This window comes from Pseudomonas salomonii (genome assembly GCF_900107155.1).
GTDB classification, from domain to species: Bacteria; Pseudomonadota; Gammaproteobacteria; order Pseudomonadales; family Pseudomonadaceae; genus Aquipseudomonas; species Aquipseudomonas salomonii.
Map to the genome: position 1 here is coordinate 24,932 of NZ_FNOX01000004.1, position 15,913 is coordinate 40,844.

At 55.1% G+C, this 15,913-nt stretch carries 14 protein-coding genes; 3 read left to right on the forward strand and 11 right to left on the reverse strand.

The window, feature by feature from the left end; genetic code table 11:
- Positions 1–27 precede the first annotated feature (27 nt).
- The 7 genes from BLV67_RS32375 to BLV67_RS10130 form a co-directional block, all read right to left on the reverse strand.
- Positions 28–2,628, reverse strand: a complete 2,601-nt coding sequence (locus BLV67_RS32375; RefSeq protein ID WP_074854452.1) for an AAA family ATPase — start codon at positions 2,626–2,628, stop codon at positions 28–30.
- 419 nt (positions 2,629–3,047) lie between these two features.
- The gene (locus BLV67_RS10105) at positions 3,048–3,899 is read right to left on the reverse strand and encodes a DMT family transporter (protein ID WP_069786696.1); all 852 of its coding nucleotides are present in this window, start codon (positions 3,897–3,899) and stop codon (positions 3,048–3,050) included.
- A 172-nt stretch (positions 3,900–4,071) separates the two neighbouring features.
- Positions 4,072–4,428, reverse strand: a complete 357-nt coding sequence (locus tag BLV67_RS10110; protein WP_065930839.1) for a DUF1493 family protein — start codon at positions 4,426–4,428, stop codon at positions 4,072–4,074.
- A 269-nt stretch (positions 4,429–4,697) separates the two neighbouring features.
- On the reverse strand, positions 4,698–5,330 hold the full coding sequence (locus BLV67_RS10115) for a DUF1493 family protein (RefSeq protein ID WP_244160709.1): 633 nt from the start codon (positions 5,328–5,330) through the stop codon (positions 4,698–4,700).
- On the reverse strand, positions 5,330–5,851 hold the full coding sequence (locus BLV67_RS10120) for a hypothetical protein (protein WP_244160710.1): 522 nt from the start codon (positions 5,849–5,851) through the stop codon (positions 5,330–5,332). The genes BLV67_RS10115 and BLV67_RS10120 overlap by 1 nt, the downstream gene beginning before the upstream one ends.
- Positions 5,852–6,095: 244 nt before the next feature.
- On the reverse strand, positions 6,096–6,419 hold the full coding sequence (locus BLV67_RS10125) for a hypothetical protein (protein WP_065930838.1): 324 nt from the start codon (positions 6,417–6,419) through the stop codon (positions 6,096–6,098).
- Positions 6,420–6,741: 322 nt separating this feature from the next.
- Positions 6,742–7,779 (reverse strand): S8 family peptidase, encoded by a 1,038-nt coding sequence (locus BLV67_RS10130; RefSeq protein ID WP_425272303.1) that lies wholly within the window; start codon positions 7,777–7,779, stop codon positions 6,742–6,744.
- Between the two features lie 163 nt (positions 7,780–7,942).
- Between BLV67_RS10130 and BLV67_RS10135 the strand changes: the two genes are divergently transcribed.
- Both BLV67_RS10135 and BLV67_RS10140 read left to right on the forward strand, forming a co-directional pair.
- Positions 7,943–9,880, forward strand: a complete 1,938-nt coding sequence (locus BLV67_RS10135; protein WP_069786698.1) for a RecQ family ATP-dependent DNA helicase — start codon at positions 7,943–7,945, stop codon at positions 9,878–9,880.
- A gap of 23 nt (positions 9,881–9,903) precedes the next feature.
- The gene (locus BLV67_RS10140) at positions 9,904–10,335 is read left to right on the forward strand and encodes an acyl-CoA thioesterase (RefSeq protein WP_069786699.1); all 432 of its coding nucleotides are present in this window, start codon (positions 9,904–9,906) and stop codon (positions 10,333–10,335) included.
- A 144-nt stretch (positions 10,336–10,479) separates the two neighbouring features.
- Here the strand turns inward: BLV67_RS10140 and BLV67_RS10145 are convergent, their stop codons facing one another.
- The 3 genes from BLV67_RS10145 to fdhD all read right to left on the reverse strand — a co-directional run bounded on the left by BLV67_RS10145 (position 10,480) and on the right by fdhD (position 14,400).
- Complete coding sequence (locus BLV67_RS10145; RefSeq protein ID WP_065930835.1) at positions 10,480–10,959, reverse strand: glycine zipper domain-containing protein; 480 nt, start codon at positions 10,957–10,959, stop codon at positions 10,480–10,482.
- A 256-nt stretch (positions 10,960–11,215) separates the two neighbouring features.
- Positions 11,216–13,564, reverse strand: a complete 2,349-nt coding sequence (locus BLV67_RS10150) for an FdhF/YdeP family oxidoreductase (protein WP_069786700.1) — start codon at positions 13,562–13,564, stop codon at positions 11,216–11,218.
- Positions 13,561–14,400, reverse strand: a complete 840-nt coding sequence (fdhD, locus tag BLV67_RS10155) for a formate dehydrogenase accessory sulfurtransferase FdhD (protein WP_056858200.1) — start codon at positions 14,398–14,400, stop codon at positions 13,561–13,563. Before fdhD ends, BLV67_RS10150 begins: the two co-directional genes overlap by 4 nt.
- Positions 14,401–14,634: 234 nt before the next feature.
- Between fdhD and lysM the strand changes: the two genes are divergently transcribed.
- Complete coding sequence (gene lysM / locus BLV67_RS10160; protein WP_065930833.1) at positions 14,635–15,075, forward strand: peptidoglycan-binding protein LysM; 441 nt, start codon at positions 14,635–14,637, stop codon at positions 15,073–15,075.
- A 124-nt stretch (positions 15,076–15,199) separates the two neighbouring features.
- Here the strand turns inward: lysM and yrfG are convergent, their stop codons facing one another.
- Positions 15,200–15,862, reverse strand: coding sequence for a GMP/IMP nucleotidase (gene yrfG / locus BLV67_RS10165; protein ID WP_069786701.1), 663 nt, complete (start codon positions 15,860–15,862; stop codon positions 15,200–15,202).
- Positions 15,863–15,913: the final 51 nt, after the last annotated feature.

Sequence of the window (15,913 nt, forward strand, 5' to 3'; positions counted from 1 at the left end):
AAGCCGCCTCTTGCAGGCGGCTTTTTTTTAGCTACGTTTTCGTTTACTGGAAAGCTCTTTGTCGAAATCCTTAATTTTCTTTATATCGTTCTCGATTTCATCAGAGTCCGGCATGCTTTCATAAAGACCCGGCGCGGTATCATGGCCTTTGAATAAAGCACTGCATTTACTCATCGCCGACTCAACGAGTTCAATATCTTCGTCGCTAATATCTTTTAAGCGTTTTAGACGATTGGTCTGAATTGCTCGGCCAAAGCGTTCTACGACCTTGTTGAGTAGTTTTTCTTCAACAAGCCTTTCCCATGCCTCCCTTAAATAGCCGTAAAATGAGCCCGCCTGATTGTTATAGTTGGCTTCACTTAGTTGCTCTGTTTTCCTAAGCTCTCGAAGAAGCTCCTCTAGTTGAGTAATCCTTTTTGAGGTGGGCAGAGCATCCCAAGGAAGAGAGTTTTTTACGATCCCTGAGTTTTTTAAGCTACGATCCAGACTTGCGATTTGAATGCTGGAGTTATTAACGGTTTCGGACTCTTCAAGTAATAATTTTAGGAATACGATTTCGTGTGTGAAAATTATAACTTGCCTGTCAATTGACTCTTTTATCAATCGGCGAGCAATTTTTAAGCGCCATTTATGATCTAGCGAGTTAACTGGGTCGTCAAAGATAACGCCAGATCTACGGTTGTCAGCTTTTAACTCCGCAAGGATACTTGCGAGAGCTAAACATTTCTGTTCTCCCTCACTTGCTATCTGATGCACGCCGATGGAATTGGATTCAGCTAAAGATATTTTGAATAGTTGGGAGCCGTTACTGCTTCTAGTATTTGCGGCTACGGTATAATTTTTAAAGCCAAGTTCTTTTAGCTCGTTAGTGAAGTGATCTTTTAAGGAAGCAGTTAAGTAGGTATCACTGATGATGCCACTAAGTAATGTAATGCTTCTTGGGTTGGTTTGAGACTTTATTGTTGAATAGGCCTGAAGTTGTTTTAGTCTTTGTATCTCTGACTCGATGTTTGTTTTGTTTTCAAGTATGGATTTTTTTGCATTAAGTTCGAGGTGTAAGTTTTGCTTGGTTAGGAGCAGGTTTTCTAGCGCGTCATCATCGGTTATTTTTAGTAAGTCGGACTGTAGTAGTTCGGAGTAAGCTATAAGTTCATTGTATGTGGATGAGTCGAACTCTGAAATACATTTGGTGAGATCTTCAATATTCCCATTTAGTATATTTGATTTTATTTCAGAAAAAGATTTTCCTAGAATATCCATTCTGGTTTTGAAGTTAAGTATTTTTTCATTTATTTGTAGAATTATTGACTCGTATGGTCGGAGATCTAATTCAATGGATTTAACGACTAGGATCTTATCGGCTAAGGCTTTGCTGGCTTTATTTGAATTCGTCTGCGTTTGGTCTTTAGCATAGGCTTCAAATCTGGCTAGTCTTGTACCTGCGTTATCAGATATTTTTTGTAAGCAGAGAGGGCAGTTTGTATCAGGCTGTGGTGGGAATGTAGTTTTTTGTCCCGTTGTAAGGAAGAAACTCTCTGCGGCCGTCCATAAAGATTTCCATACTGGAGAACCGACATTTTCAATTGGAAGATCGGAAAACGCATACGCTCGAGCTAATTCTGCCGCGTCATGCGTCGTGACTTTATCATCGCAAAGCTTAATATAGTCCTTGAGGAATTCATTTGAAGTGATGTCTTGAGTTTTTTTTATTGCGTCAGCGAAAGGAGTAATAGATTTAATTTTTAAATTTATTGTTTTTCTTAATTCCTCTGCTGATTTTGACTTTATTAAAAATATTTCGGCTTTAAGTGATTCGAGGTCTAGTGTTTCTTGACCTGAAATGCAGGCGGAGTCCAATTGTGTGGACGTGGTTTTGTGCGAAAGGCTTTTGAGGAATTTACTGCTGCTTGTGGCTCCTTCAAGTGTGGGCAAAGTCAGTGGTTGGTTGATTAATTTTATTTTGTCATCAGCTATTTTTCTTATTTTTTCATTTGAAAGTACTAGCTCGTCCAAGAGGTGTAGGCCTGCGGGTCTATAGTCCAGCTCTCCCTCTTTTTCTAAGTAATGAAATGCTGATTTTGCGTCAAATACGCGTATTGATTTCAGTTCAGTAATTTCATCTGATTTATATTCCCACTCGACATGTGATGGGGCTGCCTCGCCAATTTGATAAGATATGCTAGCGGATAGTTTAGTTGGCTGTGCAAAAAAAGCGTTCCCTATAACTACGGGTTTTTCTCCTCTGGTTAAACACGCATTTTTTAGTATTTTCGATAGGCTGGACTTACCAGAGCCGTTGTCGCCGTAAACTACAGTCAGTCCTGTTCTTGAGAATTCCAATACTTGATCGTTTGCTAAGGCTGAAATGTTATAGATTGGCCCTAAGGATTTCAATGTAACGGCGTGCTCTTCTAGCTTGTATCCGGCTGATGAGATTGGGGTTAAGTATGCCTCGTAGTTATCTATCTTTTCAGGAAATCCTGCCTCTTTTCGCGAAATTTGGTAAAGGAGTTTATGATCTTCTGCATCCAGCTTTTGCTTTTCAATCAGTAAGCGAATTGCATGTTTCCACCATATCGGCCTTGCCGGTTCGTTAATCCAGTCAACAATCTGTGCAATTGCGCTCATTTTAGTATTCCGTATTTTGAGTTAGATTAAGTGCGGGGCTAACGTGGTGCGTTGCTAGTAGGCATACTGTTAAAAAACTGCAGAAAAGAGATTGTTGAAAATTATTAATGAGGGAGGAGTTTTTTGTGTTCGCTTTATTTTTATATGGCTTTGATAGCTGAAAGTTTTTATTTTCTCTTTCAAATATTTGATCGGCCGAGTTTTTTGGGGGGTGACGTTTGGAGCGCACTCCCGTTATCAGCTTCGTAAAGCTTCCATGTTGTAAGGACCATCTTTTCATCCTTGGAATCCCCTTAAGTGGTAAATCCTATCCTTGAGTTCATATGCCCAGACTAAGTCGGAATGGTGTCAATATGCTAGCGCTTGCGCAGTCGTTAGGCTGCGACTTTGGTCGCATTTCAGTTGGCTGTACTCCTTAATCATGCTAGGAAATGTAGAAACATCGCTCCAAGCAGCACTAACACTACGCCCAGCACCTGCACCGCCGACAACCGCTCCCTGAAAAACACAAACCCCAAAATCGCCGCAATCCCCCCCGACAACGTACTGATCACCGTCACCACCGAAACCGAGCCGGCCATCGCGCCCCACGAAAATGCCGAGAAGCCCCCCAGGTTCATCAAGCTCGCGCCCGTCAGTGTTGCGCAGTTTTTCAGTGGCGGAATCTTCAGGCCGTCCTGGATCTTCAGCACCATCACCACCAGCACGCACAGGCCCACCAGGTAACCCAGCCACAGCATGGTGATCGGCCCCAACGCCGGCAGCGTGTAGCGGCCTTGCAACCAGAAACTGGTGCCGTACAGCAAGGCGGCGAGCATGGCGTAGGCGATGGACTGGCGCGGGTTGTTGTGGGGCGTGCCGTTGTCCTTGTGGATGCTGGAAAGGATTACGCCGATTACGCAGAGGCCGATGCAACCGAGTTGGATCAAGTTGATGTGTTCGCCGCTGGCCCAGGACAGCAGGGCGGTGACTACGCCGTAAGAGGTCACCAATGGCGCGACGATGGCGGCTTTGCCCAGTGCGAAGGCCTTGGACAGCGCCAGCGCGCCGGAGACGGTGAGCAGGGCGGCGGTGATGCCCAGGAGCCAGACGCTCAACGGGGCATTCAGGGATTTGAACAGGAAAGCCGGGAAGATCACCAGCAACAGCGTCATGATCAAAAAGCCAAGGGCTTGGCCGAAATACACCGCGCGTTTAACGCCGACGGCTCGGGCGTTGAGGCCCACGAGAAAATCCGTACCGCCCCAGAGCAGAGCGGCCAGCAGGCCCATTATTACGTCCATGTAAGGTCCTTGTTGTTGGCTCAAATCGCCAGATTAACGCATAACCCCTGTGGGAGCGGGCTTGCTCGCGAATGCGGTAGATCAGTGAGAAATGCTCTACCTGACACACCGCTTTCGCGAGCAAGCCCGCTCCCACATTTGATCCTCGGTGGTCTTGGGATCAGCTCAGGTTTTCCAGGGTTTGCGTGTCCCAGCTATGGGTCTTGATCGCCAGGTAGAGCATGCCGATGGTCAGCGGCACCTTGTCGCCACGCCCTTTGGCGCGGCGCTTGAGGAACACATCGAACACCGGCGGTTTGAAGTAACGATAAGCATCGTAGTCGCCCAGGTCGAGGGCAAACTCTTGCTCCATCGCGTCCATCAATTGCTTGGCCTCGGCGCCGTCGCAGCCCAGCTCAAGGTTGATCGAGGTTTCGAGGCGAAGGGTCTTGTGCTTCGGCAGGCCGATTTCTTCGTGCAGCAGTTGCAGAAGCTGCTGCATCACGGGGTCTTCGGGGAAGTTGGGGGCCAGGTTCATGGTGGGCGCACGCAGGAGTGGGTGAGGGGGAGGGTTGCGTTGGCGGCGGTACTTGTTGCGGGTTATGAAGAGTGCCAAGCCTATCAAGAATACGAAGATAGGGAGCAAGGGCATTCTAAGGATTACTGCCATGTAGGGTAATAAGAACGTCAATGCCAGGCCGGTTACGAGGCACGTGGTTGCAAGGCGTTTTCTCAGAATAGAGTCAGTGATCTGGTAATGCAGTAAAACGTAAAAACCAAAGAAACAGGCTATTTGCAGGACGATATTCATGACTCTTGAAATCTCTTTGCTTCGAGTGCCCGTGTGTTCCAGCGTTTGGCTTTGACGGCCTGGTAGAGCATGTCGATGGTGAGCGGGATTTTGCCTTTGCTGCCTCTGTCCACATGTCTCAAATACATGTCAAAGCCTCGACGCTTGAAATAGCGATTGCTCCTGTAGTCTCCGAACGTCATGCCGAAATCTTGCTTCAGTGCGGCCATCAATTTTCTAGCCTCAGAGCTGCTGCATCCGAGATCATGATTTATTGAAGTGCTGAGGCTGAGAGCTTGATGTTTGGGCAGGCCCACGTCTTCATTCACGAGCTGCAGGAGGTGACGCATGACGGGGTCGTCGGGAAAGTCGGCTGCCAGGTTAAGTGTGGGGGCGATGAGCAATGGGTGAGAGGACCTGATTCGGCTATAACGGTGCCGATCCAGATATAGGCCCGAGCCTAATAGCAACGCACCTATAGGCAGGCTTGGGAGTCGGACTTCCTGTGCCCAGTAAGGGAGCCATATTGCGCAGATCAGGCCCACAGCGAACAGTAATAAACCGACATATTTTCTAAGGTTTTTGGACCTCATTTTGTTGTCCAGGACAACGCTCACCACGATAAAAATGATCCATTGGACGTATTCCATCAACGTCTCCCTCCTCCCTGAAATTGAATGACCATTGCAGACATTGAGCGCTGAGGACCTATTCCTCCGTCTACCTGAGCTTCACTTCCGACGATCACATCACCTGCGTGATAACTGCGAATGATGTTTTTGGTGAATAGACCCACTGTGACGCCGACAACGCGTGCTACAGGTTTCGAAAGCGGATGAAGGGGAGCGCTGAAGGCCCCAGCCAGCAGCAAGGTGACGATGGTCCCGCGTTCGTTAAGCAGTTCAGCTTGTTGTCGGGTCAGTGGCTTGGAGATCGCGACTGTCATCTTGCAAGGCAAATCTCGGGCGAACATCTTTTCGTAGAGATCCACCAGTCGATAGCGCACTTCGTTTGCCGAAGTACCAGCTTCCAGCAAGCAGAGGTTTGTCAAAGCCTGCTTGTGGGTGGGCAAAACGGTAAGGCGAATCACCGTGAAGGTGACGCCGTAATGGCCGATGTATTGAGTCCTTTCGATATTCACGGGTTTTTGCCGGGACAGTTGAGAGGTCACCAGTTTCGGTCATATGAAGGGAGGTTATGTAGAGGGTGAGATAGCTGTTTTAAGCAGTTTGGGAAGAGGACTACACGGGGTTTGTCTGCTTCCCACAAAGCTTTCCGGCATTTGCGGTTTGACAGTGATTTTTTTGGCAACACCCAGCCAATGTGGGAGCCGGGCTTGCCCGCGATGGCGGTGTGTCAGGCAGGGAAATATTGCCTGACACACCGCCATCGCGGGCAAGCCCGCTCCCACAGGTTTAGCTCAGGGGTTGGCTTGGTTGTGGCTGCGTGTCGACTGCCGGTTGCAGTTGAACGTGCTGCGTTGCTTCCAGCAGATCACAGCCATCCTGCACCAGCAGATATAGGGCATTGATGATGTGGGAAATGTCTTTGAGGTCGGCGTGTTCGTAGGTCAGGCAGGTGAAGGTTTCCAGCAAGTCAGTGGCAGCGCGGATGCGCTGGTGTGCGGCGCACTGGATATCTTCGGCGGCGGCTTCGGTGTCGATGACGAGAGGGTGGGTGTTGGTGAAGTTGGTGCGTAGCTGACGATAGCGATTGGCAGGGACATTGAGCGTTGTCATAAAAGGGCACTCCGACAAATCAAAGAAATACGCCAAAAAAATTGGCACGTTTATCTCTGCTGTTGTTCGAGTGACCAAGCTCGGTCGCCGTATTGATAGCGACGGAGCGAACCTTAGAAGTCAGCGTAATTTCGAGCAATAAACATATGGTTTAACCACTTAGATCGTTCCCACGCTCCTGCGTGGGAATGCCTTCCGTGACGCTCTGCGTCACCACTGCCGAAGGGTAAAACCGGGCGCGGATGGCGGGACGCTGAGCGTCCCAGGCGGCATTCCCACGCAGAGCGTGAGGAACGATCAGGTGGGCCGGTAATCGCCAAGCCTACAGGCGCGAAGCCGCATCCAGGTCCATCAATCCGCGTCCGTAGGCTTCGCTGTTGGCATAGATCCCCGTCCGATTGGCGGTGCTGAGCAAGCGTTCGCGAACCTGCTGCGGGGTCATTTCGGGAAAGCGGCTCTGCAATGCCGCCAAGGCACCGCTGACCAGTGCAGCGGCCGGGGAAGTGCCTGCGGTCGGCCCATAGCTGCCATCTTTCTGTGTAGTCAGCAGGCCCGCCCCGCCATCGCCGCCCGGCACGGCAATGCACCAGCGCGCGGCAAGTCCGCAGTAGTTGGACTTGAGGTTGATCGCGCTGCCGTCGTTCTTGAGGGCCATGACGGCGATCCAGCCTTTTTCCAGCTCTGGCACCAGTGCAGGCAGGCCGGGTTCGGCAAGAGGCTCGCGTTTGACCTCGTTGCCGGTGGAGAACACAAAGACCGCGCCTTCAGCCACCAGGTGTTTGGCCGCCTCCAGTGAGTCGCCCATCAGGCGTTCATAGATCGGCACTTCATTGGTGTTGGCTTCAATGGGGTTTGCCCAGGAATTACTGAAAAAGCGTGCGCCTTGGGCATGTGCCAGGCGCCAGCCCTGGGCAATTTCGCTGTCGAAATAAAACGGCTCCTTATCGTCGCCGAAGCGCATGGGGATTAACTGGGCGTTGAAGGCGATCCCGTGCATGCCTTGAGCGTTCTTGTTGGCGGCGAGAATACCGGCCATTTGTGTGCCGTGGCCTTTGATGTCGACGGTGCCTGGCTGTTGGCGCACGAAATCGTAACCGATATCGGCCAAGCGCCCTTGGAACTCAGGTAATTCACTGTTGAGGCCTGAGTCTATCAGCGCCACTTTCACGCCTTGGCCAGTGCCGCCACGCGCATAGAGGGTGGAGGCCTTGACGATAGGCAGGGCGTTAGCGGCGAAGTATTCGGGCGTTTCAAAGGCACGCACGGCCAATTGCTCGGAAGTGGGTTTTGGCGGCGCTGCACAGCCCATCACCAGCAAGGGCAATGCGAGAAGCAAAGAAAACGATGGCATGCGAGACATTCACGACTCCTTGTCGGGGCTTGTAATCAAGCGTGCTACTGTCTGCATTTTTGCGCGGGCTTGCTGGTTTTCTCTGTATCAGTTTGTAGCGTTTATCCCCGACCGTTTACCGATCGCTGGTCTATGTTTTTGACTCGTTCAGCGGTCAACGGAGTGACAGCTTATGCACAACACCCTCCAGCAGGTCTTTGGTTATCCACAGTTTCGTTTGGGCCAGGAAGAAGCGGTCAGCGCAGTGCTGGCCGGTCGTTCGGCGGCCGCGATTTTTCCTACCGGGTCGGGCAAGTCCCTGTGTTATCAGCTGTCGGCGGTGCTGTTGCCGCACCTGACGCTGGTGGTGTCGCCGCTGTTGGCGCTGATGCAGGACCAGTTGGGTTTCCTGCAGCGCCATGGCATTTCTGCCGGCAGTATCGATTCGGCGCAGAGCCGTGAAGACGCCAATGAGGTGATGGCCCGTGCGCGTTCGGGGGAGTTGAAGATTTTGATGATTTCCGTGGAGCGCTTGAAGAACGAGCGCTTCCGTAACTTCCTGCAAAGCGTGCAGATTTCCTTGTTGGTGGTGGATGAGGCGCACTGTATTTCCGAATGGGGCCACAACTTCCGTCCGGACTATTTGAAGCTGCCGGACTACCAGCGCCAGTTCAATATCCCACAAGCGCTGCTGCTGACGGCTACAGCCACGCCCAAGGTGATTGCCGACATGCAGGCCAAGTTCGCCATTGCGCCGGATGACGTGATCACCACGGGCTTCTACCGGCCCAACCTGAACTTGCTGGTAGAGCCGGTGAGTGGTCACGACAAGCGTCGGCGCCTGGTCGAGTGGATGAGCGCGCGGGCCAATCAGCCAAGCATCGTTTACGTCACGTTGCAAAAAACTGCTGAGCAGATTGCCGAGCACCTGAATCGCAATGGCATCCAGGCCGAGGCGTACCACGCCGGGTTGCCCCACGATAAACGTGAAGGCATCCAGCAGCGCTTTATGGGCGGGCGCTCCAACTGCATCGTTGCCACCATCGCGTTCGGCATGGGCATCGACAAGAGTGACATCCGCAACGTGGTGCACTTCGACCTGCCCAAATCCATCGAGAACTACAGCCAGGAAATCGGCCGCGCCGGGCGTGACGGGCAGCCGTCCGACTGCCTGGTGCTGGCCAACCGTGACAGCCTCAATGTGCTGGAAAACTTCGTGTATGGCGACACGCCGGAGCAGCAGGGCATTCGCCGTGTACTCGAGGAGTTGCAAGCAGCGCGAAGCGAGGGCCAGTGGGAGTTCCTGTTGAGGTCGCTGTCGGACCACAGCAACATCCGCGAGCTGCCGCTCAAGACGCTGCTGGTGCAGTTGGAACTCAGAGGCGTGATCGCACCGCGCTACGCGTTTTACGCCGAATACCGCTTTAAGTACCTGATCGAACCCGCGGCGCTGCTGGCGCGTTTTTCCGGTGAGCGGCAGCAGTTTGTCGCGGCGATCATCCAGGTATGTAAACGCGCCAAAACCTGGGCGACGGTGGATTTCGATGCGCTGTACCAACAGCACAATGCCGAGCGCAGCCGCGTGGTGAAGGCGCTGGATTACTTCCAGGAACAGGGCCTGATCGAGCTGGAAAGCAAGCAGATGACCGAGGTCTACAGCCTGCTCGATACCGACTTTGATCCACAGGCGCTGAGCGCCGAGTTATACACAGGCTTCAAGCACCATGAAGTGACGGAAGTGGCGCGGATCCACGCCATGCTCGATCTTTTTGCGACCGAGCAGTGCCTGGGGCAGCGTCTGGCCAAATACTTTGGTGATGAAAATGCCCCTCAACGCTGCGGGCATTGTTCGGTATGCCACGGCCACGTCGCACATTTACCGCCGCCACCGAGTCTGCCGCCACTTGTGGATAAAAACTTCATGGGGCTGTGCGGTGATTTTATCCACAGGCATCATGAACACACCACGCACTTGCCAGAAGCGGAACGGCTGACGCGGTTTCTCGGTGGTATCAGCGTACCGTTGTTTACCAAGATGAAGGCGCGGGGCATACCGGGTTTTGCTGCGCTGGAGGATTACCCTTACACCGAGGTGCGTGAGTGGGCGCAAGCCCATCTGAATGACCTGTAAACCCACTTTCCAGAGAGCCGCCCATGCCTGACTCAATGCCGCAACGCGCTGACTACCGTCATTTCCAGCCGATCATCACGCGTTGGCACGACAATGACGTGTATGGCCATGTGAACAACGTCACCTACTACAGCTTTTTCGACACGGCGGTGAATACCTACCTGATTGAAGAAGGTGGGCTGGATATTCATGACGGTGAAGTGGTGGGGTTTGTGGTGAGTTCGGCGTGCGATTATTTCGCTTCGATCGCGTTTCCGGATCGGCTGGATATCGGCCTGCGAGTGGGCAAACTGGGTAACAGCTCGGTGCAATATGAGTTGGCGGTGTTCAAGGCCGGCGAGAATGAAGCCTGTGCGGCGGGGCGCTTTGTGCATGTGTTTGTCGACAGGGCGTCGAACCAGCCGGTGGCGATTGCGGGGAAGTTGCGCGAGGCGTTGGAGCGGTTGGTGGTATGACCTGGCCTTGGCAGGCACCCTGAACCTAATGTGGGAGCGGGCTTGCTCGCGAAAGCGGTGTGTCAGCCAGCAAATTAGTTGACTGACAGTCCGCCTTCGCGAGCAAGCCCGCTCCCACATGGGTTTTTCAGTGTTCTTTAGGCCTTACCGATGGCGGTAGTGGTGTTTGTTCTTGCGATGCCCATAGGCATGCCCGCGTCCACGGTGGTCATCACGGTCATAACGACGGTTGTCGCGCCCGCGGTAGCGGCGGTCGTCGTCATCGCTTCTGTTGCCCATGTAGTTGCCCAGCGCACCGCCTGCGCCACCGCCGGCTGCTGAGCCGACCAGTGCGCCGGTGCTGCCGCCGACACTGCGGCCTACGACGTTGCCGCCGGCTGCGCCCAATGCGCCGCCAATAGCGGCTTCGCCACGGCTGCGCTTGTCGGCACCCACCGCGCTACCGCCTGCGCCACCCAAGGCTGCGCCGATGGTGGAACCGGTGTTGCCGCCCAACTGCTGGCCGACAACCGAACCTAGAACCCCGCCCAATGCGCCGCCCACACCGGCTTCGGTGGTGCCACCGGCCATGGCTGCGCCACTGACCAGGCCAAGGGACAACAAGAGAATCGAGGAGAACTTCATAGAGAGACCTCAAGAGGATGACGGCGCGATCCTGAGGTTGTATCGAGACGCTGACAATCGAAAACCGACCGGCGGTACAGGTTGTATACAATTTGCTAAGTTGCTGTTTTTTATAGGGAACTTAAGTCTGTTTTGTGAGTCTTTAGCTACTTCGGAAGGGCCGCTTTTATGCAAAAGCGGCTTTTTTTGTGCCTGTTGAAAGGGGACGCGGAGCGTCCAGGGCGGCGTTCCCACGCAGAGCGTGGGAACGATCGACTTAGGCTGAGCGGGCCATGATCAAACCACTGTCGCTCGCCGCTTCCAGGCAAATCGCCACGAACTTCGAGGTCGGCGTATGGCTGCCATCCCCGGTGCTTTCCAGCGGCACCAGCGGGTTCACTTCCGGGTAGTAAGCCGCCGCCTGGCCCGCCGGAATATCAAACGCCAGCAAGGTGAAGCCCTTCACGCGGCGCTCGCGGCCGTCTTCCCACAGCGACACGATGTCAGCCTTCTGCCCCGGCTTGAAGCCCAGGCGGATAATGTCGGCTTCGTTGACGAACAGCACGTCACGCTGGCCCTTGACCCCACGGTAGCGGTCGTCTAGGCCATAAATAGTGGTGTTGTACTGATCGTGGGAGCGCATCGACTGCATGATCAGGTCCGGCACCCGGCCTGTGGCGTGGGTGCGTTCGTGGATCAGGTCTTTGGGCAGCACGTTCGGGCGGAAATTGGCGCGGCCCGACGGCGTGTTCCAGCGGCGTGCGCCGGCGGAGTTGCCCAGGTAGAAACCGCCTGGGTGCTTGATACGCTCGTTGAAATCCTTGAAGCCTGGGATGGTGTCGGCAATCAGGTCGCGGATGCGCCCGTAGTCAGCCACCAGCCAGTTCCAGTCCACCGGCTTGCTGCCCAGCGTGGCGGCGGCAATCCCGGCCAGAATCGCTGGCTCGGACTTCATCAGCTTCGACAGCGGCTGCAGTTGGCCGTTGGAGCCGTGCACCATGCTGAACGAGTCTTCTACTGTCACGGCTTGCGGGCCGTCGGCCTGGATATCGATATCGGTACGGCCCAGGCAAGGCAGGATCAGCGCGTCTTTGCCGTGCATCAGGTGGCTGCGGTTGAGCTTGGTGCTGATCTGCACGGTCAGGTCGCAGTTACGCAGCGCTTCAAAGGTGCGCGGGCTGTCTGGCGTGGCTTGGGCGAAGTTGCCGCCCAGGCCGATAAACACCTTGGAACGGCCTTCGAGCATGGCGTGGATCGCTTCGACCACGTTGTGGCCGTTGGTACGCGGCACCTGGAACTGGAAGCGGCGCTCCAGCGCATCCAAAAACGCCACCGGCGGGCGTTCGTTGATGCCCATGGTGCGGTCGCCTTGCACGTTACTGTGGCCGCGCACCGGGCACAGGCCGGCGCCTGGGCGGCCGATGTTGCCGCGCAGCAGCATCAGGTTGGCGATTTCCTGGATGGTCGGCACCGAATGGCGATGCTGGGTGATGCCCATCGCCCAGCACATGATCACGTTTTTGCCTTTGGCGTACATGCGCGCCGCTTGCTCGATCTCGACCAGGCTGAGGCCGGACTGCGCGACGATTTCATCCCACGAGGTGTCGTCGATCTGGCCCAGGTACTCCAGCACATTGACGCTGTGTTCATTGAGGAAATCGTGGTCGAACACCGCTTCCTTGCCTTCGGCCTGGGCCTGGCGCTCCCACAGCAGCAGGAACTTGGCCATGCCGCGCAGGATGGCCATGTCGCCACCCAGCGCCGGGCGGAAGTACGCGGTGTTGGTGGGTTTGTCACCGTTGGTAAGCATTTCCAGCGGGTGTTGCGGGTGCTGGAAGCGTTCCAGGCCACGCTCTTTGAGCGGGTTGATGCACACCACCTGGGCGCCACGTTTTACTGCTTCGCGCAGCGGTTCAAGCATGCGCGGATGGTTGGTGCCGGGGTTCTGGCCCCAGACGAAAATCGCATCGGCATGTTCGAAATCATCAAAGGTCACGGTGCCTTTGCCGACGCCCACGCTTTGCGCCAGGGCGACGCCGCTGGCTTCGTGGCACATGTTCGAGCAGTCCGGGAAATTGTTGGTGCCATAGGCGCGCACAAACAGCTGGTACAGGTACGCCGCTTCGTTGCTGGCCCGGCCCGAGGTGTAGAACTCGGCCATGTCCGGGCTTGGCAGGGCGTTGAGGTGCTTGCCGATCAAGTCAAAGGCGGCTTCCCAGCTGATGGCTTTATAGCGATCGGTCTCGGCGTCATAACGCATCGGCTCGGTCAGGCGGCCCTGGTATTCCAGCCAGTAGTCACTCTGTTCCAGCAGCGCCGTCACGCTGTGCTTGGCGAAGAAGGCGGCGTCCACGCGGCGCTTGGTGGCTTCCCAGTTGACCGCCTTGGCGCCGTTCTCGCAGAACTTGACCATGCCGCTTTCTGGCGAATCGCCCCAGGCGCAGCCAGGGCAGTCGAAACCGCCGTTCTGGTTGGTCTTGAGCATCATGCGCAGGTTTTTCATGGCGTTGTCGCTGGTCAGCCAGGCCTGCGCCACGCTGATCAGTGCGCCCCAGCCGCCGGCCGGGCCTTTGTACGGCTTGTAGCGCGGGGTCGGGGTTTGGTCGGCTTGGTGATGCATGCTCATGGCTGGTTCTCCATCGCAGGGCTGTAAACCCGCGGCGCACTTTTCTGCGGCAGGTGGATGAGATTGAGGTTGTGCCGGCGCGCCCATTGCAGGGCCAGGCCGGTGGGCGACGACAGGCTGACCAGGGTCTGGATGCCTGCGCGCAGCACTTTTTGAATCAATTCGAGGCTGCAACGGCTGGTGACAATGGCCAGGCCACCGTCGGTCGGAATTTTTTGGCGGATCAGCGCGCCGATCAATTTATCCAGGGCGTTATGCCGGCCGATGTCTTCGCGACCCATCAGCAACTCGCCCTGGTTATTCATAAAGATCGCCGCATGCACCGCGCCGCTGTGCTGGCCCAAAGGTTGAAAGGCGCTGATGCGTTGGCGCAGGCCGTCGAGCCATGCGGCAGGCGGCAACGGCGCACCGGGCAGCACTTGCAGGTCTGGCAAGGCTTGCTCCACGGCTTCTACCCCGCACAGGCCGCAACCGCTGGTGCCGGCCAACTGGCGGCGTTGCTGCTTGAGGTTCCAGAAGGCCCGGCTGGAAATCTGCACCTGAGCGTACTGGGCAGAGCCAGCACCGCTGAGTTTTAGATCATAAATGTCGCTAACGTCGGCGATAATGCCGCTGCCGATGCTGAAGCCGACGATGAAGTCTTCCAGGTCGGTGGGCGTCACCAGCATCACCGCCTGGCTGATGTCGTTATAGGCAATCGCCAACGCCACTTCTTCGGCCAATGCAGTGCTGGCGATTTCCGTGTGTTCGAGATTGCAAAACTGGTAGCTCTGGCTGGCGGCTGGCGCGGGCGTTTCGAGGGCAGGCGCCGCGCAGACTGGGCGCTTGGCGTTCATGGGGCAATACCACCGAGGGAATGATCAATCTTTAGACTAGGCGCGACAAAGGGTCGCGTCTAATCGGCTGTACTGATCTATTGATAGATGGCGTCGATCGAGGCGTCTGTAGCGGGCTTATTCCAGGCAGCGCGCAGGCTAGCGTGTTTGGGTCTTTGGCGGGCCTGGAACCCAAGTCTGCAGGACTGGTCTAGTCTTGGGCATCTGGAACTTAAACCCCAAGGAGAGCGCACCATGAGTATTTTTAGCTTTGTTAAGGAAGCAGGCGAGAAGTTGATTGATCTGTTGACGCCGGGTAACGCCAATGCTGGCGAAGAGTTGAAAAAGCATATCGAAGCCGTAGGGCTGGGTAACCCGAACGTTCACGCCACCGTCGACGGTGACAAAGTGACGATCACCGGTGAAGTTGCCAGTCAGGAAGAGAAAGAAAAAATCCTTCTGGCGGCGGGTAATATCGCTGGCGTTGCCAGTGTGGATGACCAGATCACCGTGACTGGCCCAGCCGTGACAGCTGCCCGTTTTGTCACCGTTGAAAAAGGTGACACGCTCAGCGCTATTTCCAAGCGCGTATATGGCGACGCCAACAAATATCAAAAAATCTTTGAGGCCAACAAGCCGTTGTTGTCGCATCCGGACAAAATTTACCCAGGGCAAGTACTGCGTATTCCTGAGTAACACACAGACCTAACTGTGGGAGCAGCTTTATATGGGAGCTGGCTTGCCTGCGATAGCATCACCTCGGTATCACTGATACACCGAGGTGCCTGCATCGCGGGCAAGGCCAGCTCCCACATTTACATTAGAGCCCGGCGATGAGATCTCTGTAATCATCGACTGCCGCGAACTCCCCTGTGTCCTTTGGCCCCTTCTTGCTGTCCGGCTCTTTGACCGCCAGCAAATGCCCCACGCCAAACTCGCGTGCACTGCGCAGGATCGGCAAGGTGTCATCGATAAACAGGCTGCGGGCCGGGTCGAACTGGATGTCGGCTTGCAAGGCGTCCCAGAATTGCGGGTTTTCCTTGGCGAAACCGTAGTCGTGGGAACTGATCAATCGTTCGAAATACGGCGCCAGTTCAATGCGCTCCAACTTCAATGACAGCGAATCACGATGGGCGTTGGTGATCAAAATCACACGCTTGCCGGCCTGTTTGATCGCCGCCAGAAAGGTGTCCGCGTCCGGGCGCAGGGCGATCAGGTGCGCGGTTTCCAGTTTGAGTTCGCGCACCGGGATGTTCAGCTCGGCACTCCAGAAATCCAGGCAATACCATTGCAACTGTCCGGCGTTACGCTCGAACAGCGGTTGCAACTCCATGTCGGCCATGGCCCGGCTCACGCCGTGCAATTGCGCGTAGCGCTGGGGCAGGTGCTCCATCCAGAAGTGGTTGTCGAAGTGCAGGTCGAGCAAGGTGCCGTCCATGTCCAGCAGGACGGTGTCGATGGCGTGCCAGGGCAAAGAGGGCATGGGGCGTTCTCATGTAAGTAAAGATATCCGACACAGACAATCGGAAAAGCC

What these genes read in the sequence shown, in the direction of transcription:
- BLV67_RS32375 (WP_074854452.1), bottom strand. Translation starts at nt 2,628, where the DNA reads ATGAGCGCAATTGCACAGATTGTTGACTGGATTAACGAACCGGCAAGG.
- BLV67_RS10105 (WP_069786696.1), bottom strand. Translation starts at nt 3,899, where the DNA reads ATGGGCCTGCTGGCCGCTCTGCTCTGGGGCGGTACGGATTTTCTCGTG.
- BLV67_RS10110 (WP_065930839.1), bottom strand. Translation starts at nt 4,428, where the DNA reads ATGAACCTGGCCCCCAACTTCCCCGAAGACCCCGTGATGCAGCAGCTT.
- BLV67_RS10115 (WP_244160709.1), bottom strand. Translation starts at nt 5,330, where the DNA reads ATGGAATACGTCCAATGGATCATTTTTATCGTGGTGAGCGTTGTCCTG.
- BLV67_RS10125 (WP_065930838.1), bottom strand. Translation starts at nt 6,419, where the DNA reads ATGACAACGCTCAATGTCCCTGCCAATCGCTATCGTCAGCTACGCACC.
- BLV67_RS10130 (WP_425272303.1), bottom strand. Translation starts at nt 7,779, where the DNA reads ATGTCTCGCATGCCATCGTTTTCTTTGCTTCTCGCATTGCCCTTGCTG.
- BLV67_RS10135 (WP_069786698.1), top strand. Translation starts at nt 7,943, where the DNA reads ATGCACAACACCCTCCAGCAGGTCTTTGGTTATCCACAGTTTCGTTTG.
- BLV67_RS10140 (WP_069786699.1), top strand. Translation starts at nt 9,904, where the DNA reads ATGCCTGACTCAATGCCGCAACGCGCTGACTACCGTCATTTCCAGCCG.
- BLV67_RS10145 (WP_065930835.1), bottom strand. Translation starts at nt 10,959, where the DNA reads ATGAAGTTCTCCTCGATTCTCTTGTTGTCCCTTGGCCTGGTCAGTGGC.
- BLV67_RS10150 (WP_069786700.1), bottom strand. Translation starts at nt 13,564, where the DNA reads ATGAGCATGCATCACCAAGCCGACCAAACCCCGACCCCGCGCTACAAG.
- fdhD (WP_056858200.1), bottom strand. Translation starts at nt 14,400, where the DNA reads ATGAACGCCAAGCGCCCAGTCTGCGCGGCGCCTGCCCTCGAAACGCCC.
- lysM (WP_065930833.1), top strand. Translation starts at nt 14,635, where the DNA reads ATGAGTATTTTTAGCTTTGTTAAGGAAGCAGGCGAGAAGTTGATTGAT.
- yrfG (WP_069786701.1), bottom strand. Translation starts at nt 15,862, where the DNA reads ATGCCCTCTTTGCCCTGGCACGCCATCGACACCGTCCTGCTGGACATG.